This is a genomic window from Anaplasma marginale str. Florida, assembly GCF_000020305.1.
GTDB lineage: Bacteria > Pseudomonadota > Alphaproteobacteria > Rickettsiales > Anaplasmataceae > Anaplasma > Anaplasma marginale.
In genome coordinates this window covers 138,747-162,879 of sequence record NC_012026.1, presented here as the reverse complement: position 1 = coordinate 162,879, position 24,133 = coordinate 138,747, and the positions used below count along the sequence as shown (strand labels likewise).

General features: G+C 51.4%; 20 protein-coding genes and 1 tRNA gene. 8 read left to right on the top strand and 13 right to left on the bottom strand.

What is annotated here, in order from left to right; translation table 11 throughout:
* Nucleotides 1–174 precede the first annotated feature (174 nt).
* The 5 genes from AMF_RS05785 (at nt 175) to msp1b (AMF_RS05760) (ending at nt 4,240) form a co-directional block, all read left to right on the top strand.
* Nucleotides 175–1,695 carry a proton-conducting transporter transmembrane domain-containing protein gene (locus AMF_RS05785; protein ID WP_023386572.1) on the top strand — a complete coding sequence of 507 codons (1,521 nt, stop codon included), beginning with the start codon at nt 175–177 and terminating at the stop codon, nt 1,693–1,695.
* A 399-nt stretch (nt 1,696–2,094) separates the two neighbouring features.
* Nucleotides 2,095–2,634, top strand: a complete 540-nt coding sequence (locus AMF_RS05775; protein ID WP_011114159.1) for a c-type cytochrome — start codon at nt 2,095–2,097, stop codon at nt 2,632–2,634.
* 82 nt (nt 2,635–2,716) lie between these two features.
* Complete coding sequence (locus tag AMF_RS05770; RefSeq protein WP_012658835.1) at nt 2,717–3,508, top strand: alpha/beta hydrolase; 792 nt, start codon at nt 2,717–2,719, stop codon at nt 3,506–3,508.
* Entirely contained in the window at nt 3,495–3,836 is a 342-nt protein-coding gene (locus tag AMF_RS05765) for a DUF1194 domain-containing protein (RefSeq protein ID WP_010267117.1), read from the top strand. The genes AMF_RS05770 and AMF_RS05765 overlap by 14 nt, the downstream gene beginning before the upstream one ends.
* Nucleotides 3,791–4,240, top strand: coding sequence for an adhesin MSP1 subunit beta (gene msp1b, locus AMF_RS05760; RefSeq protein ID WP_010267114.1), 450 nt, complete (start codon nt 3,791–3,793; stop codon nt 4,238–4,240). Before AMF_RS05765 ends, msp1b (AMF_RS05760) begins: the two co-directional genes overlap by 46 nt.
* A gap of 38 nt (nt 4,241–4,278) precedes the next feature.
* On the opposite strand, the gene AMF_RS05755 is transcribed toward msp1b (AMF_RS05760), so the two are convergent.
* The 6 genes from AMF_RS05755 to gmk all read right to left on the bottom strand — a co-directional run bounded on the left by AMF_RS05755 (nt 4,279) and on the right by gmk (nt 12,789).
* Complete coding sequence (locus AMF_RS05755) at nt 4,279–6,675, bottom strand: AM185 family type 4 secretion system effector protein (protein WP_012658834.1); 2,397 nt, start codon at nt 6,673–6,675, stop codon at nt 4,279–4,281.
* A gap of 483 nt (nt 6,676–7,158) precedes the next feature.
* Nucleotides 7,159–9,429, bottom strand: a complete 2,271-nt coding sequence (gene msp1b / locus AMF_RS05750) for an adhesin MSP1 subunit beta (RefSeq protein ID WP_012658833.1) — start codon at nt 9,427–9,429, stop codon at nt 7,159–7,161.
* A gap of 367 nt (nt 9,430–9,796) precedes the next feature.
* Nucleotides 9,797–9,872, bottom strand: a tRNA-Val gene (locus AMF_RS05745).
* 27 nt (nt 9,873–9,899) lie between these two features.
* The gene (locus tag AMF_RS05740; protein ID WP_010262876.1) at nt 9,900–10,799 is read right to left on the bottom strand and encodes a bifunctional 5,10-methylenetetrahydrofolate dehydrogenase/5,10-methenyltetrahydrofolate cyclohydrolase; all 900 of its coding nucleotides are present in this window, start codon (nt 10,797–10,799) and stop codon (nt 9,900–9,902) included.
* A 149-nt stretch (nt 10,800–10,948) separates the two neighbouring features.
* Nucleotides 10,949–12,061, bottom strand: coding sequence for a polysaccharide deacetylase family protein (locus tag AMF_RS05735; RefSeq protein ID WP_010269448.1), 1,113 nt, complete (start codon nt 12,059–12,061; stop codon nt 10,949–10,951).
* A gap of 125 nt (nt 12,062–12,186) precedes the next feature.
* A complete protein-coding gene (gmk, locus tag AMF_RS05730; RefSeq protein ID WP_029209674.1) occupies nt 12,187–12,789 on the bottom strand; it encodes a guanylate kinase in 603 nt (200 codons plus the stop codon).
* Between the two features lie 316 nt (nt 12,790–13,105).
* On the opposite strand from gmk, the gene ccmC reads away from it, so the two are divergent.
* The 3 genes from ccmC to ruvB are packed head-to-tail and all read left to right on the top strand — an operon-like array spanning nt 13,106 to nt 15,419.
* Nucleotides 13,106–13,858, top strand: coding sequence for a heme ABC transporter permease CcmC (gene ccmC / locus AMF_RS05725; protein WP_011114153.1), 753 nt, complete (start codon nt 13,106–13,108; stop codon nt 13,856–13,858).
* Nucleotides 13,855–14,427 carry a Holliday junction branch migration protein RuvA gene (ruvA, locus tag AMF_RS05720; RefSeq protein WP_010267102.1) on the top strand — a complete coding sequence of 191 codons (573 nt, stop codon included), beginning with the start codon at nt 13,855–13,857 and terminating at the stop codon, nt 14,425–14,427. Before ccmC ends, ruvA begins: the two co-directional genes overlap by 4 nt.
* Nucleotides 14,424–15,419, top strand: a complete 996-nt coding sequence (gene ruvB / locus AMF_RS05715; RefSeq protein ID WP_010262857.1) for a Holliday junction branch migration DNA helicase RuvB — start codon at nt 14,424–14,426, stop codon at nt 15,417–15,419. The genes ruvA and ruvB overlap by 4 nt, the downstream gene beginning before the upstream one ends.
* A 141-nt stretch (nt 15,420–15,560) precedes the next feature.
* Here the strand turns inward: ruvB and AMF_RS05710 are convergent, their stop codons facing one another.
* The 7 genes from AMF_RS05710 to glyA all read right to left on the bottom strand — a co-directional run bounded on the left by AMF_RS05710 (nt 15,561) and on the right by glyA (nt 24,130).
* A complete protein-coding gene (locus AMF_RS05710; RefSeq protein WP_010262851.1) occupies nt 15,561–16,742 on the bottom strand; it encodes an MFS transporter in 1,182 nt (393 codons plus the stop codon).
* A gap of 135 nt (nt 16,743–16,877) precedes the next feature.
* Nucleotides 16,878–17,753: an FAD-dependent thymidylate synthase gene (gene thyX / locus AMF_RS05705; protein WP_010262847.1), complete on the bottom strand. Its 876-nt coding sequence runs from the start codon at nt 17,751–17,753 to the stop codon at nt 16,878–16,880.
* Nucleotides 17,754–18,542 carry a succinate dehydrogenase iron-sulfur subunit gene (locus AMF_RS05700; RefSeq protein WP_012658832.1) on the bottom strand — a complete coding sequence of 263 codons (789 nt, stop codon included), beginning with the start codon at nt 18,540–18,542 and terminating at the stop codon, nt 17,754–17,756.
* Nucleotides 18,543–18,566: 24 nt separating this feature from the next.
* Nucleotides 18,567–20,366, bottom strand: a complete 1,800-nt coding sequence (sdhA, locus tag AMF_RS05695) for a succinate dehydrogenase flavoprotein subunit (protein ID WP_010267096.1) — start codon at nt 20,364–20,366, stop codon at nt 18,567–18,569.
* Between the two features lie 270 nt (nt 20,367–20,636).
* The gene (locus AMF_RS05690; RefSeq protein ID WP_037349524.1) at nt 20,637–22,358 is read right to left on the bottom strand and encodes an ABC transporter ATP-binding protein; all 1,722 of its coding nucleotides are present in this window, start codon (nt 22,356–22,358) and stop codon (nt 20,637–20,639) included.
* Nucleotides 22,359–22,365: 7 nt separating this feature from the next.
* Nucleotides 22,366–22,695: a frataxin domain-containing protein gene (locus AMF_RS05685; RefSeq protein WP_010262830.1), complete on the bottom strand. Its 330-nt coding sequence runs from the start codon at nt 22,693–22,695 to the stop codon at nt 22,366–22,368.
* Nucleotides 22,696–22,837: 142 nt separating this feature from the next.
* Nucleotides 22,838–24,130, bottom strand: a complete 1,293-nt coding sequence (glyA, locus tag AMF_RS05680) for a serine hydroxymethyltransferase (RefSeq protein WP_010267094.1) — start codon at nt 24,128–24,130, stop codon at nt 22,838–22,840.
* Between the last annotated feature and the right edge of the window lie 3 nt (nt 24,131–24,133).

The window sequence follows — 24,133 nt, the reverse complement described above, 5'->3', positions numbered from 1 at the left end:
TGCGCCGGTTGTGTACGGCACATCCCGCACTGCAAGTTTGCATACTAGACGGCAACATGGAACGGTGCAAGGCCTCCTCCATGGCAACTTACCTTCCATGAGTACAAAAGTAAAGTGTTTTACTTTCGGGTGTTTTGTTGCTATTAATTGTGGCCTACGTGCTGTGGGTGAGTGATGACTAAGCTTCTGTGCATGTGCAGTGTAGGTGCTTCGCTGCTTGGCGCGGTATCGTTGCCGTTTGCATCGGCGGTGCTGATCTTAGCATTTCGCAATGTACGCCGTGCTTATGAAGTTTTAACTCTGGTATCTTCGTGCGCGTTGGTACCAATCTTGTACCGTATATATGTGCTTTGCGCCGGCGGCCAGGGTGGCGCGGTTCTGCGTTATGAAATGACGTCATCACTGTGTATTGCTCTTCAACCGGAAGCCCTTGGCGTGGCATTTGCACTCATGGTCTCGTTACTGTGGCTTATAACCAACGTCTATACAATATGCTACATGAACAAAACGGACTCAAAAAACAAAAAACGCCACCCGGTCTTTTACTCCTGCTTTGCAGCCAGCGTCGGCTGCACTTTATGCGTGGCTTTTTCCGGTAACATAGTCACCCTATTTGTTGCATACGAAATTCTTACCGCATGCACTTATCCCTTAATCATACACGGGCTGAGTGCAAGCTCCATAGAGGGAGGCAAGTTCTACCTAAAAACATTACTATGCGCTTCCATGCTGTTTTTTCTTCCTGCAGTAATAATGATTTGCGGGCTGGGGGGTGCGGGATCATTCGGCACTGCAAGTTTCATATCTGAAACACACCCAGCCTTCTTACCAATTTTGCTCATCCTGCTGTGCTATGGAGTTGCCAAAGCTGCAATTGTACCAGTACACGTGTGGCTGCCCAGGGCTATGGTGGCCCCAACTCCGGTAAGCGCGCTACTGCACGCAGTGGCTGTGGTTAAGTCTGGAGTGTTTACAATTATAAAGATTGCAGTATACGTACTTGGCGTACGGGGAATGGGCGAATATTACGCCTCAGCAGGTGGAACCATATACAACTGCAATGTCCTGATGTACTTATCCGCCGCAACTATAATTGTAGGCTCGGTCATGGCGATGCAACAGAGCAATCTAAAAAAGTTGCTGGCGTACTCCACAGTTTCGCAGCTCTCCTACATAACGCTGGCAGTCTCTATGTATACCGACGGGGCAATTAGGGCAGCTGTTTTGCAGATGGTGTGCCACGCTTTCGCTAAGATTACATTATTCTTTGCCGCAGGTGCAATATACGCAGTCACGGGCAAGACTAGCGTCAAGGAAATGGACGGTATAGGGCGTGCGATGCCTCTTACAGCCGCAGCGTTTTGCATCGGGGCTTTGGCGATGGTTGGGGTGCCGCCAGCCTCAACCTTTTGGGGAAAGTTCTCAATTCTGTCAGAAGCAATGGGCAGTGGACATATTGTGGTAGTGCTCACAGTAGTGGCGAGCACCTTGCTCAACACCTTGTATTTTGTCCCGATAATATACAGGGCGTTCTTCATCAAGCCTTCGGCGAAAAGCGGCAGAAAGGAGGCCCCAGTGCCAATGCTCACAGCCATGATGGCCACGTCCGCGTGCACGATCGCGCTGTTTCTATACCCAAACATCGTTTTCGGGGTGTTAGATCGTATCGGGCTTGCAGTCACGTTCCCCAAATAACGGCATTCCTGTACCAGCTCCCAACTATGTGCAGCAATCAACGAAACCAAAGGTCAAACTGGCATCCACCGGGATGACTGCGGCCGAGACTCCCATGGGTATCGTTCGGCTGATGCTCAAAGCAGTGCAGATCTCATGCAGTAAATGGGCCGAGCCGGCCCAGAACGGCGTTGTCATAAGCCTTGATGACGCACCACTCAAGTGGGGCATGAAATCAAAGGGACTCAAACTGGCATCCACCGGGATGATGGCGGACCAAGAACTCCCAGCACCTATAAGTTAAGTCTCGATGCAGTTGTTCGTGCCAAAACGCAAATCGGCTTGATTGTGTTGGGAATTTTATGTATTGACTGCGTTGCATGATTGAACTAGCTTTCTTTAGTTGGGTTTATCGGTAAGTTGGGCGTGGGTTTCAGGTTCAATAGAGTTGCCACTGCCATCTTGTTGGCGTCCTTCGTGATATTATTGGTGAGCAACGTAGTTGATCTGCTCTATAACCCCGACGAAGACCCGCCCAGAGGGTACAGCGTAGATGTTGGCAGTAAGCAGCCTGCCGCTACGGACGCGGGAGCGGGTGATGCCCAGCAAGAGGTAGATTTAGCATCTCTGATGTCAAACGCCAGCCCGGATAGGGGGAAGAGCGTATCCAAAAAGTGCGTCGCGTGCCACACCTTTGACAAAGGCGGCCCCAACAGAGTAGGCCCCAACCTGTGGGGCATTATAGGTGCAAAAAAGTGCAACACCCCCGGGTTCACATACTCTAAGGCGTTGTCTAGCATGCAGGGCGACTGGAGTGAGGAAGAGTTATTTAAATTCCTCAAAAGCCCACAGAGCTATGCCAGCGGAACTCGTATGTCCTTCGTGGGCCTTTCAAAACCCCAAGATATCGCAGATCTGCTTGCGTATATGAAGCAGCTTAAGCAGCAGGAAGGCGAATAGTAGGCCCGGCACGTTCGCAGACGTCAAAACTTCCGAACAGGAGGCGGCACATTCTTCAAAAGGAGATTGTATTTTTCGGATTGTGAAGCATTACCGATTCTCATACAATGCTCACAGGCAATCGTGTGTTGGGGCTGTTGTGGGCGAGGAAAAGCGGCTCGAGTTGGGCAATTCTAGTTACATATCATACATGCAGACCACGGTTCAAAGCCCCGTGTCTGTTGTGTTTTTCGGGGGTTTTATGTCCGATATGCGCGGCACAAAAGCGCAGCATTTGTTCGAGTACTGCAAATCCCACGGAGTGCACTGCACAGTTTTTGACTACTTTGGTCATGGTAGTTCGAGCGGCGAGTTTCAAGAATGCACAATAAGCGACTGGTACGCTAGCTGCGTGAGCGTGGTTGAATCCCTGACGAGCGCGCCTTTGGTTATAGTGGGCTCCAGCATGGGAGGGTGGCTCATGCTGCTAACTGCTCTATCTCACGGCAGAAGAGTACGGGGGCTTGTTGGCATGGCGCCTGCACCAGATTTTACGGAATCGTTGGATTTGAGCGAGTCGCAGCGCGCAGAGATGATGCGCACAGGCAAGACCATAAAAAATACGGATAACTGCAGTTATGTGATTACCAAAAAACTTATAGATGACGGCAAAGCCCATCTGCTTATGAACAAGCGTGAGATCGCGGTGGAGCACCCTATGGTGCTCATACACGGTATGGATGACACAGTCGTGCCTTATCAAGTTTCTCTAGAAATAGCAGGTAAAGTAAAATCTGGGGATGTGCGCGTGCACCTGAGTAAAAGCGGGACCCATCGTCTCACAGATGAGCACTCGCTCGGTCTGATGCTCAAAGCCGTGCATGATCTCATGTAGAAGGAGCTCTGCCCCAATCAGGACGAAGTCCTTGCAGGGAGAACAGCAGCAACAGACTAATACACTTGCGGGGCGTACTGCCGAGGTCCAAGCAGGGCTGGAAGCTGCGGGTATTAAATTAGACGATGCACACACCACCCCTGAAGCCAAGGGCGTGGACAGCATTGACCAAAAGGAACTCGAGCAGGCAGCTGAAGGTCTTGCTACTGCTGTAAATGAGGCTTCTGTAGATGGGAAAATACAATCCCTCAATCAGCAGGAGAGCCAGATTGCACAGGTGCGATGGCAGAAGACGACAAGCAACAACAACAGAATCAAAGCAATGTAGTACAAGCCATCTCGGCCGTATTCCAGCGCAAGAGTGCAGAGCTGCAGCGGCTGAATGACTTCATAAAAGGCGCTGATGGTACACTCAAGAACGTCCATCCCCACATGAAGTCACTGGAAGCGCTTTCTAAGCAACTATCAGAAAAGATTGCAGCTGAGGCAGCAGCGAAGGCAGATGCTAAATACGAGAGCGTGGGACTACGTGCTAAAGCAGCTGCGGATTACCTTCACAGTAACGTAGAACAAGCAACTAAAGACCTCATGGCTTCAGAGTTTGCCATGATGACATTTGGTGGCATCATGACGTGTGCACTACTGTATATCATGAGCTTGGGTGTGCTGGGAGCACAGCAGAGTGGCGGCCGCGGGGCAGGAAACCCCCGTACTGGGATGCACAAAGTTTGAAGTTTTGCTGGTTTTTGAGGAGTGGCTGCGTTGTGTTGTTATCTACCACGCGCGCTTTGTGGCTGTTGTATCGCGGGTTGCTGCCGTGCCGTGCGCTGCTCCAACTTTGAAGCGGCATCCACCGCATTTGCAAATTCCCTTACGGCGCTTTCCAACGTGGGCCTCTGCCCCACCCGCTCACTGGCACTCTGCTGCTGTCTGGAATTAGCGGTAGCAGACATGTCGCTTATGTCTACGGCAACGCCTGGTTGCTGCCCGCTGAATCTAACACCCGCAACTTCCAGCTCTGCTTGGACCTCGGCAGTACGCTCCGCAAATGTATTATCGGTTTTTACAAGCTGGTCAGTTGTTTTTGCAAGCGGGTCAGCAGTTTTTGCACGCCGGTCAGTTTTTGTAAGCGGGTCAGCAGCTTTCGCGAGTGGATCCTTTGCAAGCAGATCAGCTTTCTCCTGCTTCACGCCCGCCTCAACAGTCTTGCTGGTATCATCAGTACGGAGCTGGGCTTTGACATTATCTACGGCACTTGCGACTTGATCGGCTAGGGGCTGCTCCGCGTGTTTATTGAAAAATTTTGATACTACTCTTGTGACAACATGCTGCATTAGTTTCTGCATGCGTTGAAAGAAGCCAGGCGCAGGCGGTGACACCTCTTTCGTTTCGGCCATCCCCGTCGCTGCGCGTGCCCCTTTGCTAACTTTCGCGCGCTCGTAGAAGTCAGGCGTAAGCGATGACGCCACCCCCATTTCGCCCATTTTCGCGAACGCACTTTCCGTTTCGCCAACCCCCGTCAATTTGCGCAATTCCGCGTCTGCGCGCCGCACTTCTTCACGCACTTTTGCACGCCGCACGTTTTCGCGTACCTGTACCCTTCCCGCGATAGCCGTCTCTCGCTCCACAATGGCCTTCCTGGCTTCATCATTAACTGTAACTCCGTGGCGCTCTAGAGAACGTATAGATGCTTCAATGCTTTGCTGAGTGATTTTATTTCTGAACTGCGCATCCCGTTGTTCGCGTTGCTTCGCCCTTTCTTTATTACTCCGAAGCACCGCCTCGCGCGTTGCGTCCATCGCCTTCTCCATATCTTTGAGGAAGCCGTCCACCATCTTTCTTTGCTCTTGTTTACTCCACCCCCCGGTCGGGATCGGTGGCTGTTCAGGCGCATCAGGCTTCCCAACTATCGGCGCGCTAGGATCGAATGTATCTACATCAAGCCCCGCTTTTATGTGCGCAACAAGCTTCCTCCCGGCACTCTCAAGCGCCCAAGGAGTTTCCGCTTCGGGGTTAGGAAACAGCCGCGCTAGGGTGCGCGGATATTCGTCCGCACCTGGCAGACCTATTATACTCTTCGGAGTGGGGAAAAAGAACTCGGCTCTATTCGGGTCCCGAGTTGCGGGATCATCCCACCGCGTCTGATCACGCAGTTGCAGTTTAGCAACTCTTTTATCGTGGCTCAAATTAACTTGTCGCGCAAACTCACGAGACGCAGCGGCATCCGGGTTAAGTGCAGCCATATTCACACATGCCCAGAGCATGGTATTCTCCGTCTCGGTAAACTCCCTGCCATTCTCTCGGGCCTTCTGCTGCAATTCTCTTTTGTATGACATTATTGCGTCACTGGTGAGGCCCAAACGTTCCTCCCCAGCGTTGTAACGTTCCAAATAGTTGCGTATGCGCCCTTCTGCGAGGCGCACAACGCTGTCACTAAAGATTTTAGCCTCCTCTTCCGATGCTTTCCGCAACGCTGCTTCTGTGCCAACACGAGGTTCTTGTACGGGCTCCTGTACGGAGACGGAAGGCTGCCGGGAAGAGAGAGCACCAATCTTCTCGAGTTCAGCTTCAACTTCACTATAGTCTGCACCAGAGCTGATTAGGTTTCTGATTAGGGTTGCTTTATCTACCCTCTTCTTAGACTTAGCTGCAACTTCTCCATGGCCTGCGCCAGGGCTCAAGTTTGCCCGGTCTGAAGCAATAACAGAAGAATCCTGTTGTTTTCTCTGACTTCTTTGCGCTGGAGAAGCAGGCGTTTTTTGCCCTATAAGATCTGCGCTCAGCGTCCCCTTATCCTTCGATGCTTTCCGCAACGCTGCTTCTGTGCCAACACGAGGTTCTTGTACGGGCTCTTGTGCGGGGACGGAAGGCTGCCGGGAAGAGAGAGCACCAATCTTCTCGAGTTCAGCTTCAACTTCACTATAGTCTGCACCAGAGCCGATTGGGGCCGCTTTATCTACCCCCTTCTTAGACTTAGCTGCAACTTCGCCATGGGCTACGTCAGGGCTCAGGTTTGCCCGGTCTGAAGCAATAACAGAAGAATCTGGCTGTTGCCTCTGACTTCTCTGCGCTGGAGAAGCAGGCGTTTCTTGCCCTATAAGATCTGCACTCAGCGCCCCCTTATCCTTCACAGATGGACTCGGTGGGACCACACCTCCGGACGACATTCCTGAACCTCATAATAATTAAAGGGGAAGACGAAAATCCCCACCCCCTCGGGCTCCGGTACTAAGCTGCAGCCCCGCCGGTACGGCTTTTCACCCAAGTGAAAGAAGAGGAAGGAGAGACATTACCCCCGCATAACGCTCCCTTGGCATCGTAGTTTATTAGTGTTTTGCGCTTCCGTTAACAACCCTCTGAACGTCGAACGAAAAGCCGAATATGCGCAGATGGCGCAATGCTACAATTGACATCATCAACACTGGCAAGGAACGCATCTACCCACTCACCGAGGCGGGCGGCAAACCAATACTCCCTTCTTGCTGAATGCACGGCAACTGCAGCGGTTCTGCAAGAAGTGCGGTTTGCACCCCCCGATTTGTGGTAGCAACGATGCGCTGTGCTCCCTGTGAAGGACTTCGTCCTGATTGGGGCAGAGCTCCTTCTACATGACATATCTACACCGTGTCAGTTAAAGGTAGGGTAGCGGTTTACCTAGACCAACCAGAAGACTGCTGTTGCTGCTGTTCTCCCTGTGCAATCTGGGTCTCCTGCTGATTGAGGGACTGCATCTTCCCATCTGCAGAAGCCTCATTTACAGCAGCAGCAAGACCTTCAGCTGCCTGCTCGAGTTCCTCTTGATTAATGCCTTCCACGCCCTTGGCTTCAGGGGTAGCTTCTTGTAGTCCCTGTGCATCGTCGAATCTAATACCCGCAGCTTCCAGCCCTGCTTGGACCTCGGCAGTATGCCCCGCAAGTGTATTAGTCTGCTCTGTGCACACCTCTATTGTAGCGTTTATAAGGTCAGTAACAATTGCTTGGTCGTCCTTACTAGTGTCATTTACTGCTGCAAGTAAGGCAGTTTCGACAATTTGGGCTTCTTCTACAGGTATAGCGTCGCTCATGTTCTGCGTTTCTGGGCTGATCTCTGCCACCTCTACACTATTGTCCTGCGAGTTTGCCTCTATACTAGCTTTGCTCATGATCCCAAGACTACGTGCCATACGGAACATCACGGATTCTAGGCCCGAATGCATATGTGAGATAAGCTCCTTGGTTGTCCTAGCAGGAGGTTTAGGCGTGAAGGACTTCACAAGTGCATCGCGCTCTGCTTGGGAGAATGCACCTATTTGTGCAAGCTCATTACACATATCGGTGATGACGAGCTGAAGCTGTTCATGCCCTTTAGCAAGCTCATTCCGCATATCGCTGACGATGGTCTTAATGGTTTCAGTCCCTGCAGCAACTGTTGCTGCACGCTCCCCTGCCACACGCTCGGTCATTGCTTGTGCTTCAGCTCGCTGCTCAGCCTGTACCCTGTCTGCTTCCTTTGCTTCTTCTAGCTGTTCAACTGACGCATAACCTGCTAGAGCTGCTGTCCACTTAGCTATGCCATCATTAGCTGACTTGAATGCATCGCCAATAGACTTGAATGCATCGCCAACAGACTTGAATGCATTGCCAAATGCATCGCCAATAGACTGGTAAGTCTCCTTGACCCCTTGAGCGATGTCTGTGGCCTCCCGTGTGAGGGTGGCGTTGATTTCTTCAAACTTCTGATTGATTGCTGCGAAGGAGCCCTTCATAAGCTTGGCACACGTCATGATGCCACCAAATGTCATCATGGCAAACTCTGAAGCCATGAGGTCTTTAGTTGCTTGTTCTACGTTACTGTGAAGGTACTCACTGACTTTAACTACGGCATTGTTTACGGATTGATTGTCCATAGCTGTCAGCAGCAGCGTCGCAGGTGTAGCTGCGGCCATACCCACGATAGCTGCGGTGTATGCTGCAACGCACATGGATACTGCACCAGCTAGTTTAGCTACAGCACCCATGAACTTACCGGTCATAGCCAAGCCTTCCCAGGTAGCTTGAGCTGCTACTGCAATTGCGGTGCCAATTTTATGCAGTCCTTTGTAGAATGTGTTAGCACTGACCCCTTCAGGAGACCATGCTTCACCTTCAACTTGCTGTTCTGCCTTCGCGTCGATTGCTGTGCGCAGGCTTTCAATCTCTTCGAGAGCCTTGCTCCACTTGTGGCATGCATTGTCGAGTTTGTTTTTACACTTGTCTAGACCCTTGCCGGCATACTTGCCCATGGTCTCATTGGCATAACCAACGCCGTAGGAGGCCTCTACCAAGCCATTGCGACATAACCCTGCACCAAGTCTAGATGTTTCCAGACCTTCCCTAACTAGTGCAGTATCCTTGGCGTCAATCCCCTGTGATATCTGTGCCTGGCCTTCCGCGAGCATGTGCATGCCTCGGTCTAACATCTCCAGGCTTTCATCCACTGTACGCTTGAAGCCTGCTAGACCCCAAGCTGCTGCCTTGCCAAATTCTTGCTCCTCACCCGCTGGTACTTCAATCTTCTCACCAGTGTCAGGTGCTTCATCCATGAACGGTAGTGCGTCAATGCTCTGGTCAAGGTCCTTGGGTGCATCTGAGCTCTTGAGTTTACCACGGGCGACAAGCCGCCCGAGATTACCTAATGCTGCAGCTGCTTTAGCACGTAGTCCCACGCTCTCGTATTTAGCATCTGCCTTCGCTGCTGCCTCAGCTGCAATCTTTTCTGATAGTTGCTTAGAAAGCGCTTCCAGTGACTTCATGTGGGGATGGACGTTCTTGAGTGTACCATCAGCGCCTTTTATGAAGTCATTCAGCCGCTGCAGCTCTGCACTCTTGCGCTGGAATACGGCCGAGATGGCTTGTACTACATCGCTTTGATTCTGTTGTTGTTGCTTGTCGTCTTCTGTCATCGCACCTACCTACTTAACAATGTCTTGATAACCGGTTAGGCGCTCTTAACATGCCACCCGGCATTGCTTTATTTCACCAAATTTTCGGCTGTCCGGCGATTTTCGCCTCACAGAGCACCCGCCCCGCAGCAAGGTCCACAGACGCGTGCGCAGAACGGGGCCCGAGCTCGTAAAAAGTGTAACGGTGATTTTCTTAACTTAATATGAACTTCAAAGCTGCTGGAAATGGGTTAAATACAACTTTTGCTACACGCCAAAGTACACCAAAGGCCCTATCAGCCGGGGTTACAGCCAGAAAAGTGCGCCGCCTAGAGCAGAACAACAAATGATGGAAAATTCACCACATGAGCGATAAGCAGCTAGAACATGGTGGGCAGTAACAGACTCGAACTGCTGACTTCCTCGGTGTAAACGAGGCGCTCTACCAACTGAGCTAACCGCCCCCGCAGAATGCTAAACCATAACGACAACTACTGCAACAGAGAACTTTTTATATCTTCATAAGAAACGCCACATTGCTTGCACGACCCTAAAACCGTGTTCACCAGAAGGAACGCTATGGTCATCGGCCCCACGCCCCCGGGAACCGGAGTGACTGAACATGGAACATCCTGCAAACCTTCGAACTCAACATCCCCAACAAAGCGCTTCTTGCCGCTCTCTTCTACAAGGTTTATGCCAACATCGACAACTATTGCCCCAGGCTTGATCCAGGAAGCCCTAATGAAGCGGGCCTTGCCCACCGCTGCCACAATTATATCTGCCCGCAAACAATGCTCTTCAAGATTACGGCTGGCAGAGTGTAGCACAGTCACCGTACAATTTTCGTAGAGGAGCAGCAATGCAACTGGCTTTCCCACTATGTTAGAGCGGCCTACAACCACCGCGTTGCTACCGGCCAGATCTTGTTTTACAGTTTTTATCAGATGGATGCACCCCTGCGGAGTACATGGAATCATGCAATCCAGCTGACCAGTGGCTAGCTTGCCAGCGTTGGCATTGTGAAACCCATCAACGTCTTTCTCGGGGCTGATGGCGTTAATCACCAGCTCTTTATCTATATGCCTTGGTAGGGGCAGCTGCACCAAAATACCGTGCACTGCCGCGTCTCTGTTTAGCTCATCAATGATGCGCAACAGCTCCTCCTGGGAGGTATCATGCTCAAGGGCAATAGTCCGGGACTGCAGGCCGAGCTCCTCTGCCTTGCGCTGCTTATTGCCTACGTACAGCTTACTCGCCGGATCATCCCCAACAATGACCACCACCAAGTGTGGTACTATTCCATGTTCTGCCTTAAGTCGATCAACAGATACACGCAACCTGTCTAGCAAACCCCGTGCAACCAGTTTACCGTCTATTATTTCACGCACTAAACCCCCAAAAGACCGTAAAAACAGGCATGAGGGCCAGGGAATTCAAAAAACTGCACCGAGGGCACACCCCACTACCTATCAATGTACCCGGACAAGCACACTACGGCAGATTGCCCCACCACAACAGCGGCCGCCCACAGGACGGACTACCCACTGCCCGCGGGTTTGTGCCCATTGGGAGGCGTATGCGCGGTGCCATAGTTCAGATACCTGTTGTCCAGGAAGACATTATCCCCAGGATGCCTGAAGTAGCCCTCAGTATGAACATTTGGGGTTCCCATGTCAAGCAGCTCAGTAACCGTAGCGAAACTGTACCCCTCTTTTTGCAAAAAACCCACAATCACCTTTAGATTCTCAAGCGTGTGCGGGGGAACCGAAGTTGCGTGCATTAGCAAAATCGACCCCCTGCGTATGCCCATTTCTGACACAAATTTGTCGGAGATCCGCTCCCACTCGGGCACTACAACGTCCCATTGCACAATCCTAACCCCACTTTTACGCAAAAGGTCAAGATTCGCGTCTGCCACCCTACCGTAAGGTAGCCTGAACAAGCTAAGACCATTGGGAATTTTTTCAAACTCCTCATGCGATACGCCATCATGCAATCGCGCACCGACAGCGCTTCTGAGTATCTCATACTGCCTTTCAGTGCACATGACCTGCTCGGTTGCATCCCTTACGGGCAATAGCGCAAAATTTCCGTGAGTCCACGCATGATTACCTATTTCAAACAGTGGGTCCGCAATGAGCTGCATCGCCCTTTCTGGGTGCGTCTTCATCCATTTTCCACCGAGAAATAGCGTAGCGGGAATGCCGCGTTGCCTGAGAAAATCGATTACCCCGCCGTCATAGCCCGCAGTTTTGGTAGAAAGTTCGCAAAAATCGAACGTTAGAGCCACAACCTTCCCCACATCTGGGCGCAGCGAGACAGACCTAATATTCCCCCATACGCCATTGCCTTCCCCCTGGGCCCGAAGCGGCGTGCATCCACCGTCCGGCAGCGCCAAATCTGGCTGGTGGTAACTAGAAACCTTGCTTTCCTCTTCCGTACCACGGAGCTGCGCATCCGTCCAGATAGCGTCCATCACGGCCCGGGAGCCAAATTTGCCACCATGGCCGGCATCTTGCACGTGCGCGGCACCGCACATCGGGAAGACAGCAGCGAATATCGCGAAAACGACCGGCCATACCGCCGACTTGCCACTGGCTGGAAACACACCACAGCACGCCCGAACCACACGGGCAACCACAACTGCCATACTTGCTCAACTTCTGATTGTCTTAGACTTGTAGCACGACACCCCGGAAGCCGCAATGCTTATTTGTGGAACACGAACCCGCATAGCGAGAACCGAGTAAATTTCTCAAGCCGCAACAGCCCGTATCACAACGGGAAGTTTTTGTCTATAAGCTCCCTCAACCCCATCTGCCTAGACACCCTCTTGCTCTCTGCACCAATAATACAGCCTATCTTGCGCGCGGTTTCCTCAGCATCTTCGTTGACTATTATGTAATCGTAGCGGTAGCAGTGACTGATCTCGAATGGGGCGCCTTTAAGCCTCTCCCTCGCAACACCATCAATACCGCCTCGGTCGCTCATGCGACGCTCTAACTCATCCATGGAAGGAGGCATCATGAAAACACTCACTACTGATTCTTTCATCGTTTCCATTAGCCTGTAGGCCCCCTGCCAATCGATCACAAACAGTATGTTTTTCCCGCTACTGATGTTTTCTGCCACAAACTTCCGCGGTATGCCGTAGTAATTCCCGAAAACTTTCGCGTGCTCCATCATCTCACCAGATTCGCACATCAGCAAAAACTCCGCTTCGCTGAGGAAAAAGTAGTCCCTACCGTTAACCTCACCCTCCCTAGGAGCCCTCGTGGTTGCGGAAACCGAGCGTATTATGTTGTTATCACTGTTTTTGATGATAAGGTCAGACACGGTGGTCTTGCCGCACCCAGAGGGTGAGGAGAGCACCAGCATTATACCTTCACTTGTCAGCTTTAGGCCCACAACACCCCTGCAATTCCCGTGCCAGAGGCCGCTTATATCATCAACGTGCCCAACTTTCAACCGAAATAAACCCCGGTGCATAGTGTGCTCAGCCCACAACAAGGCTACTATTGCGAAAGCTGCGCGCTCACGTTATAGAAGCGACTGCCGCCACGGCTATCCGCTGCACACCTGCCTTTTCTGCGCACTTACTCATTGAGCCTAATGTGGGTGTGTATCAGCATCGTAGCCACGGTAAGGAGCAGCTGGCCATGGGTAAACTTACTGTTGTCGCTCATAAGTAACTATGCTATCTTCCGGGGATGGGGTAGGTAGCTTCTGGTGCGGTAGCGTGAAGGGTCTTGTTCGTTACTCGTGGGCGGCGTTGCCCTGTCTGGTGTGCATATGCGCCGTCTCGATGGCGGTGGGCCTGTATTGCGCGCTTTATGCCTCACCGCCAGATTATAGGCAGGGTGAGGTCGTGCGCATAATGTATTTGCACGTACCCTCTGCGTGGATTTCGTTGGGGACGTATGCGGCAGTCGCCGTGTTGAGCTTTGTAGCACTAATTAAAAAAAACGCGGGTTTTTTGCTGTCCAGGGCGATGGCACCTGTGGGCGGGTGTTTTACCATGGTGTGTTTGGTCACTGGCAGTGTGTGGGGCAAATACACGTGGGGTGCCTGGTGGGTGTGGGATGCTCGGCTCACCTCAATGTTGCTTCTGCTCTTCTTATATTTGGGATATTCGTGCTTGTGGAATGCATTTGAAGATCAGGCAAGAGCTTCGAGGGCCGCCGCCTTGTTTGCGGTGTTTAGCGCCATAAACGTACCGATTGTGAAGTTCTCGGTGGACATATGGTCAACTCTGCACCAACCGGCAAGTGTGCTGAGGAAGGGTGGCGTGGCTATTGATTCCTCAATGCTGGTACCGCTATTTGCAATGTTCACCGCTCTCGCATCTCTATTTGGCGTGTTTACGCTGCTTCGCATCAGCACCTTGGTCAGAGCGCGGAAGTGCAGGGCCAGGCTTGCCCGTGTCTATAGCCAGGAGGCGCTATGATCGGGACGTTGTCTGGCACGGTCGAAGAGGTTGTGTGCAGCAATCGCATCATACTGTGTGTCGGCGGAGTGGGGTATTTGGTGCAGCTGCCGGGCAGGGTGCTAAGCGGCTGCCAACACGGAGATCATGTTCGGCTGTATATTGAAACCTATGTGGGCAGAGACGGCGTCTCCCAGCTCTATGGCTTTGCAAACAGGGAAGAGCAAAACTGCATGCGGATGCTTATTAAAGTCAGCGGCGTGAACTACAAGACTGCCATGGCAATATTGGACGTGCTGACCCCAGAGCAGGTGTTTTCTGCAATCGTAAGCGAAGATAGGGCTGCTTTAAAGGTTGGTGGCGTGGGAGAAAAGCTCATCAGTAGAATAATTTCCGAGTTGACCCCGCAGGTACAGAAATTTGAGCTCAACAGGTTCGCTGCAACCACTAGAACAGACAGTGAGGCTGTTGCTGCCTTACTCAGCCTGGGGTACGAAAGGACGGCAGCCTTGGGTGCGCTGCAGAAAGTTGGAGTGTGTGACTCCACCGAGGATGCGGTACGCCGCGCACTTTTGGAGTTATCTAAGTGAGCAACGACACATTACACAAATATGAGGCCCTGCCGGAGGACCATCGCAATGTTGCTCTCCGCCCGTGCCTAATAGAAGAGTTTGTGGGGCAGACTGAGGTCATAAAGAATCTCAAGGTCTTCATACAATCTGCGTATGAGAGAAGAGAGCCCATGGACCACGTTTTATTGTATGGCCCGCCGGGCTTAGGTAAAACCACGCTTGCACATATCATCGCAAAAGAACTAAAGGTGAATTTTAGGTCAACTGCCGGGCCTTTGTTGAGCAAAGCAGGTGACTTGGCAGCAATTTTGACCAATCTTCAACCCATGGATGTGTTATTCATAGACGAAATTCATAGGTTGAACAGGAACATAGAGGAGGTGCTATATTCCGCTATGGAGGACTATTGCCTCGACATTGTGGTAGGAGAGGGATGTGGCGCAAGAACTTTGAAAATCGACATCCCCGCTTTCACATTGATCGGCGCTACCACAAGGTTTGGATTGATCTCAAACCCGTTGAGGGACAGGTTCGGCATCCCACTGCACCTGGAGTTTTACTCTGTAGACGAACTCGTGCTTGTGATAAAGCGGGCCGCCGGCGTGATTTGCACTAGTATAGACGATAGCGGGGCGCGGGAGATTGCCTCCAGATCCAGAGGCACACCGAGAATTGCGCTAAGGCTCTTCAGGCGCGTGAGAGACTTTTTAGAGTTTGAGAGGAAGCACGGCACAATAGATGGCAACTTCGCAAATAGCGCGCTGTTCCGCCTGGGAATAGACGGTGCTGGGTTCGACAAAATGGACTTGAAATATCTAAAGTTCGTTTTTGAGGCAAAAGGTCCGGTGGGCATCGACACTATAGCCTCAGCGCTTTCAGAAGACGTAGGCAACATCGAAGAGACTATAGAGCCATATCTAATAAAAACCTGCTTCATCCAGCGCACACCACGCGGCAGGGTGCTCACACAAAAAGGCTTTGAATACCTGCTCAGCAGCAAGTACATATAGGCTCGTGGAAAAAGGGTATGCAACGGCGCGGAGACAACGCTGAGCTTAAGAGCTTAAACTGAGTGGCTGCAATCCTACAGTGCGCGGGGCCTGCCAGCCGGTAGGGTAGGGATTTACTGCTGACCAGCCGCACCATTAGCTCTAAGCTTCGCTCCTCGGCGTACATACGCACAGGATCACTGAAGATATTCCGCAGCATGTGAAAGTCAGCAAACAAATTGGGACTATGGTGCCATTGTAAAACTTGCCGACAACGTACATGCCTACAACTCCAAAAACTGTCTGACAAAAAATAATGAAGGCAGAGGCTGCGCCTTTGTTGCTGACCTCACGAAAGGCCAAAACAGCGCCGTTACTGGCGATAAGTGAAATGCAGAATGAGGAGGGAATCCAGATTGCCTCCACAAGCACAGGTGTAAGAGCGAAGTAGTAATCGGCCATAATCGCCGCCACATCTGATGCCACAGTCAGCACCAAACCTACAGCTATCATTCTTCTCATACCAAACCTGCCCACCAGCTTTACGTTGGCCATAGTCCCGGCAATGAATGACACTCCGCCAATAGCTGCAACATAGCCATAATACTTTGCCTGGAGCCCCATGCCCTCAATAAATACAAATGGCAGAGTTCCCACTGAGGCCAATGTATACGTCATCGTGAGAACCTTGATGAAACAATAGGCAAGAAACCTGCGGTTCCTCAGCAGGGCGACGTACCCGGAAACTATTGTAATCGGATTACACCCCGCACGTCTCTCCGATATTGTCTCTGGAAGCTTGCACACCAACCAGGAAAGGAGTGCTGCGCTCAGGACTATTGACACTACAAAAACTGTTCTCCAACCATATCCATGTTCTATCATGTATGAGGACATGCCGGGTGCAATGAACGCGGAGCCGGTAACAGCACACATGTACATCAAGGATATCCTCTTAGAGCACTCCTCACTAGAATAGGTGTCACATATAATTGCATAGCCCACTACTGCAGAAACTCCCGCACCTACCCCGTGAAAAAATCTGGCAATAATGAGAACAGTTATGCTATTTGCAAAATAGCACCACAGCCCGGTAATAAGGAAGACGGCCATTCCGAAGAGCATGACAGGCCTACGTCCATGCCGGTCAGACATAGGACCGTAAATCAGCCCCGATGTCGAATAGCCAAGCATCTCACAGCTGACTGTAAACTGAGTAACAGTCTGTTCCGCACCAAAAAAAGCCCCCACCTGCGTTAGGTAGTTGGCATACATAGCGTTAGTGATATCAACGAGTACTACAGACAGCACGGCAAGTATGAATGCCAACGAGCTCAGCAGCATACGTACTCCACATGTCTAGTTAAGGAACAGCACATCACGCTTCGCCACAACATTAACAACAAGACTGACCTCAATAGCCCAAGAGGGCCCCTACAAAAAGAACTTCCGCGTGACAGACCACAAATAGTATGCGCATTACTCAGGTTCGCCATCGGGGTACAGTACTGACATGAGCTCGCCCCACTCCCTGCGCCCTAGTCCGCTCTCCTCCATACTCACCTTTTCCCCTTGTAGCATCTTTCTCACAACCACAAGCGCGCTTCTTGATATTGTACTGGATTCCAAGTGGTATTCCACAAATGCGGCGTGCACCATGGGAACCCATAACCTCACTATTTCCAGAATCCTGCTCGCATATTCTCTAATCTCATATTGGGCACCCGCACCAGATCTAAGCGCCAAAAACCTCAGCAAATTGTGCAGATTAACTTTCCAATACCACTGGGTATAGCAATTAATCGTCAGGTTCATTCTGGCAAGCTCCCGCGCTAAGCCCTGCTCCAGCAGGGCTTCGTAATCTTCATACATGAGCTCAGAATTGCGCCTAAAAAGCTCCATAATCCTCTTCGCGGCATCAGCAGGCAACGGCGTTCCCCTGCCCTGTGCGTTGTTTGTTGACTGCTCCGCAATCTGCTTCTCATCCGGAATGTAAAACTCGCGATCCAATACAGAGTACCTAGCAGAATACTCATTTATACTTGCAGTACGGTGCCTTACCCACTGCCTGGCGACAAAAATTGGCAACTTTACGTGAAGCTTAATCTCACACATTTCGAAGGGGGAAGTGTGTGCATGCCGCATGAGGTACCCAATTAACGCGGCATCTTGGCTAGTGCGCTTCGTGCCCCTACCGTAAGATACGCGCGCAGCCTGAACCACGGACTCATCAGAGCCCATATAATCAACAACCCTTACAAACCCTTTATCTAAAACCCTGAGCTCCTGATGCAGGATATCCTCAAGTGCATGCACGACCACACGCTTTGTGTACTCACCCGTTCCTTCTTCCACCTATAACTCCAACCTCTTGAGCATCAGCTGCTTAATTTTAGAGATCGCCTTTGCAGGATTTAAGTCTTTAGGACAGGTTTTTGTACAGTTCATAATAGTGTGGCACCTATACAGTTTAAACGCATCATCAAGGAGCTCCAACCGTTCATCAGTTGCCTCATCCCTGCTATCCGCCAACCACCGATACACTTGCAGCAGAACCGCAGGCCCCAGGTATTTGTCGGAATTCCACCAATAGCTCGGACAGCTTGTGCTGCAGCTAGCGCACAGAATGCAGTCATAAATTCCATCCAGCTTGCTCCTGTCTTCAACACTTTGAAGACGCTCACTAGTGCCGGAAACAGGATCCTGAGCCTTGAGCCACGGACTGACAGACTTGTACTGCGCATAGAAGTCGCTAAGATCTGGCACTAGGTCTTTAATTACGTTCATGTGGGGCAATGGGTAGATTTTCACATCCCCTTTGATGTCAGAGATGTATTTTGTACATGCGAGAGTGTTAGAACCGTCAATATTCATCGCGCAGGATCCGCATATGCCCTCTCTGCAGGACCTCCTGAACGTAAGTGTGGAATCCACCTCGTTCTTAATTTTTATTAGCGCATCAAGGACCATCTGCCCGCATTTATCTAAATCGATGTAGAATGTGTCAATCCTAGGGCCTTCATCGTCATCTGGAGACCACCGGTATATCTTGAAGCACCCGACACGCTGCGCGCCCTCCGCCATGTTGTGCACTTTACCCTTAGGATTGATTTTAGAGTTCCGCGGCAGAGATATCTGCACCATTGGCTACACCCCATTAACCACTATCTAGTATACCCTCTTCTGAGGAGGAAACCACTCCACCTCATTTGTAAGCGTGCTGGTAGCAACACTCTTGTAGGCTATCTTCACACCGTGGGTCTTGCTATCGTACCAAGCCATGGTGTGCTTCATCCAGTTTTCATCATCACGCTCCGGAAAATCCTCACGGGCGTGAGCGCCTCTGCTCTCAGTGCGATTCGCAGCACAGTCCATGGTAATCACAGCCTGAGGCAGCATATTGGTTAGCTCAAGAGCTTCCACAAGGTCACTGTTCCAAATCATGCTCCTATCCGAAACAGACATATCTTTCGCCATAGAGGCAACCTCGCGGATTTTCTGTTTCCCTTCATTAAGAATGTCTGCGGTACGGAAAACCGCCGCATGGTCTTGCATCACACGCTGCATGCTATCACGCACCTCGGCAACCCGGGGGCCACCGCGTGAAAAGCGCAGTTTATCAAATCTATCAACAATTGCATCTACGAACGATTCTTCTATCGGCGCGTGGGGAGCGCCAGGCTTGATGATCTCCTTGGCCCTAAGCGCAGCCGCTCTGCCAAAAACCACCAAGTCCAGTAGGGAATTAGAGCCCAAGCGGTTAGCACCATGCACAGAAACACATGCCGCCTCGCCGATTGCAAAAAGCCCTGCCACTATCTTTCCCTTTTCCGATAGAATAACCTCCCCATAATAGTTTGTCGGCACCCCACCCATGTTATAGTGTACCGTAGGCAGGACTGGTATAGGATCTTTAGTAACGTCAACACCAGCAAACGTCTTGGCAGTTTCACTGATGCCTGGCAGCCTTTCTTTTATCACCCCAGGGTCAAGATGGGCTATAGACAGAAACACGTGGTCTTTCTTCGGCCCAACACCCCTACCCTCGCGTATCTCCATTGTTATGGCCCTGCTAACAACGTCACGAGAGGCAAGGTCCCGCGCCTTGGGCGCATAGCGCTCCATAAACCTCTCCCCTTCGGAGTTCAGCAGGTATCCACCCTCACCGCGGCAACCCTCGGTCATCAAGCAGCCAGAACCGTATATACCAGTGGGGTGAAACTGCACGAATTCCATGTCTTCCATGGGCAGCCCAGCCCTGGCAGCCATACCGCCACCATCACCAGTGCAGGTATGGGCACTGGTCGCCGAAAAGTATACCCTGCCATACCCACCGGTTGCCAAAACCACCGCGTGCGCGCGGAACCTGTGTAGAGTGCCGTCACACAATGACCACGCAACAACGCCATGACAAGCGCTATTGTTAGCGCTCATGATCAGATCTATCGCAAAATACTCAACAAAAAACTCTACCTTATATTTTAGGGCCTGCTGATACAAAGTGTGCAATATGGCATGCCCAGTTTTGTCCGAGGCAGCACAGGTACGCACGGCCATCTTGCCTTTGCCATATTCTGTAGTCATACCCCCAAACGGACGCTGGTATATTTTGCCATCTTCAGTTCTCGAGAAGGGAACCCCATAATGCTCAAGCTCAACAACCGCTTCCATAGCATGCTTGCACATATACTCGATGGCATCTTGATCACCAAGCCAGTCAGACCCCTTAACGGTGTCGAACATATGCCACCGCCAGTCATCCTCAGAAATATTACCAAGCGCCGCACTGATGCCACCCTGGGCAGCCACGGTATGGCTACGGGTGGGAAAAACCTTAGACACACACGCCACGGATAGGCCCGCAGCGGCCATGCCGACAACCGCACGTAGCCCGGCACCCCCCGCGCCAACAACCACAACATCATACTCGTGGTCTACAATTTTATATGCCGACCCAGGTGCTCCCACAGCGCAAAACGCAAAATCACAAACGACCTCAGCGTACCATAATAACCCCCACAGTCAACAACAACTTTGGTCCCACCGCCCGCAATCAGTACCGCGCTAGCTCGCTATAGCAGCCTTAGGTTGGCACAAAACTCACCCACACTGGGACTTTTCTTCCTTGGACGTTTTTATCAGTATCTCATTAACCAACCACAACTTTGCCGACATAACGCGTAAAAACTTGGCTGGCCTCCAACTGCACCGGCGCAACTCAAAAGCGTGTACAGCCGCCTATCCCCTATACTGCAAAAGCTGCAGCTTAACCAGCCTGGCATATAAGCTGTTTTCGTCCTGTATGAGTGAGTCATGCGTGCCGACCTCTTTGATCGCCCCGTCGTCTAATACCACTATTTTATCCGAGTTGGCTACAGTGGAGAGCCTATGCGCTATGGTAATCATGAGCTTGCCTTGCATCAACTCACACAATGCTGCCTGCACCTTGCTTTCATTATCGGAATCCAGAGCCGAAGTCGCTTCGTCCAATATCAAAACTTCTGGGTTCCTCAATATGGCTCTGGCTATCACTATTCTCTGCTTCTGTCCCTCCGATAAGCATATTCCCTTCTCACCAACGAAAGTGTCAAACTTGTTTGGGAGAGTGTGTATAAAATCCGCAATGCTAGCCCTTTCCGCCGCTTCCTCCAGTTGCCTATTGGTGTAGGTACGGTCGGCCCCGTAGGCGATGTTATCAAGTATGGTGCCGGAAAATATCACTGGGCTTTGTGGAACCACGCAGAAAAGCGAGCGTAGGCTGCGTAAGGAAATCTTCCTGATATCCACCCCGTCGATGGTTATGCTTCCGGAGCTGACATCATAAAACCTCAGGAGCAAGTCAGTAATCGTGCTCTTTCCCGCACCAGAATACCCCACTATTGCCACTCTCTCACCACTATGCATAGTAAGGCTTACGTTCCGCAGCGCTGGTGTGTCTGTTTTGCTCGGATAGAAGAACGTGACGTTGTGCATCTCGACTGCCCCCTTGACTGCATTAACGTCCACACAATCCTCGGCATCTGACATTCCCACATCAATGCACAATAGCTGTAGTACGTCTTCGGCAATCCTGGCGGCCTTCTGCAGATCTTGGATATTGTCCCCTATGCCGTTCACCGCACCGGCGGCAAGTACTGCATAAAAAACGAACGATAAGAGAGACCCGGCGCTCATGCTCTGGACACTCACCTCTTTGATGCCCATCCATAAGACAACGCCGACAGACCCGGCAGCCGCGGAGAGAATCAGGGTCACCAACAGTGCCCGCCATAGTAAATATTTCCCGGCAATACGGAAGTTTTCGTCTAACAAATTGGCAAACTTGGCTCTTGCATGATCTTCGGCCGTAAACGCTTGGATAACCCCGATACCCCTGCACGTTTCCTCGCCAAAATGGGCTAACTGCTCAACCCTTCCCCGCAAAAGACGAGAGAAATGTCGCACACGCCTGCCTAACAACGCAACAATTGCCCATAGAATCGGCAACATGCAGACTATATACCCAGTAAGCTTTATGTTGGTATGCGCGAGCATGGTTGCGCTACCTATGAGAACAGTCGTGTTCCGAAAAATCACCAGCATACTACCGCTCAGAATGGCCTGCAGCATGGCCATGTCAGTTGTTAATCTGCTCATTAACACCGACGTGCTGGTATTTTCCAAAACGCTCTGAGATAAAACGACGATTTTGTCATATATCTGCTTTCGCAAGTCACGCACCACGAGCTCAGCTCCGCGCCCTGAAAGCCAAACCCGCAAAAACGAGCTTGTCGACATCGTTGCAATCAGAAAAAAAATAACTGTCAGCGGCCTAGAGTCTGAGGTCGCACCAACGGCGTCGACCAGCGCGTTCATGCTGTGTCCCAAGGCGAGTATGGCCCCAGAAGAGGTAATCACCGCAAGGTATGACAGCAAGAAATACAAAAAGTGTGGCCGTATATAGGAGAGCAGCGCCTTCATGGCACACCTATTGCTCTCGAGGGCCAAAGGCGGCGCATATATCCTGTTTAACAAAGGAAAGCAGCTCACGCGCATTTTGCGTATCACGCCACGATGCATCATCTGCGTTGTAAGAGAAACGCACCGATCCGCTAATTGGAGATGCAACCCATATTTGCGATGAGGGCTGATGCCAACTTATCAGGTATACAAGCCCATCGCACGTAGCCTCGATTATTCCATCACCCACGTCACACTCGATGCGCCCCTCAACATCAACTTGCTCGATCATGGACAGCAAAGAATCCAAAGCATCTCGTGCCACAACTTTTAAATCAGAAGTCGGACTGCTTTTCATCACGGAACACACCTCACACCATAAACGCCCCAGAGGCCACCATAGCGATGCAACCGACCACGAGCAGCCGCCACGGCGCTACACTTGCATCGTCTAGCAACCCCACAAACGCGAGGAGCCCCGACCAACGCACATGAGGCTATTAGCACACCTCACACACAGGAAACGCCGACATGGGAAGGCTGCGCACTAGGCCATTTACTTCGCGCCTAACCTCTGCTTCCGCCGCAGACATTTTTTCTTGACCCAAAGAACAAGCATTAACAACCTTCGCAACCAAGCGCCCTATGCTTTCAAACTCAGGTACTCCAAGCCCGCGCGAGGTTTCAGCAGCAGAGCCCAGCCTTATTCCGGAAGTAACCCAGGGTTTTTCTGTGTCAAAGGGAACCGCATTCTTGTTGCACACAATACCGGCTCTTTCCAAGGAGGAAGATACTTCCCTGCCGGTTACACCCTTTGATCTCAGGTCAAGTAGCACGATGTGGCTATCAGTCCCGCCCGTGACAACATCCAGCCCCTCGGAAGACAAAACACCAGCAAGAACGCGGGAGTTTTCTAGCACCTGTTGGGCGTATAGCTTGAAATCCGGATGCAGAGCCTCTTTGAACGCCACCGCCTTCGCCGCTATCACATGCATCAGCGGGCCACCCTGCATTCCAGGAAACACGGACAGCCTTATCTTTTTGTGTATTTCTTCATCGTCAGTCATTATAACGGCGCCCCTAGGCCCCCGGAGGGTCTTATGGGTGGTGGAAGTAACGACATGCGCGTGCCCAAACGGTGATGGATAGCAGCCCCCAGCAATCAGCCCCGAATAGTGAGCTATGTCCGCAAGCAAATATGCCCCCACCTTATCTGCGATGGCCCTAAAAGCGGCAAAGTCTATCCTTCGCGGGTATGAAGACGCCCCGGCAATAATCAATGAGGGTTTGGCAGACAGGGCAAGAGCCTCCACCTCATCCATATCTATGAGCCCCGTATCGCGATTGACCCCATAAGACACGGCATTAAACCACCGCCCCGAAACATTAGGGGCCGCACCGTGGGTTAAGTGTCCTCCGCAATCCAGGGACATGCCAAGAATAGTATCACCAGGTTTCAAGAGCGCCATAAAAACCTGCTGGTTGGCCTGGGAGCCAGAGTGTGGCTGCACATTAGCAAATTTACACCCAAAAAGTCTGCAGAGACGCTCAACGGCTAGGTTTTCCACAACGTCAACTAGGGCGCAACCGCAGTAGTACCTGCTGCCCGCATACCCCTCAGCGTATTTGTTAGTTAGCACAGAACCCTGGGCCTGCAGGACCGCACGACTCACAAAATTTTCCGACGCGATCATCTGCAGCAGAGTGTTCTGCCTTTCCAGTTCCGCCGATATGCTGTTTGCAACCTCGGCGTCAAACACTCCTATATCAACATTGCCAATGTACCCAACCATAAA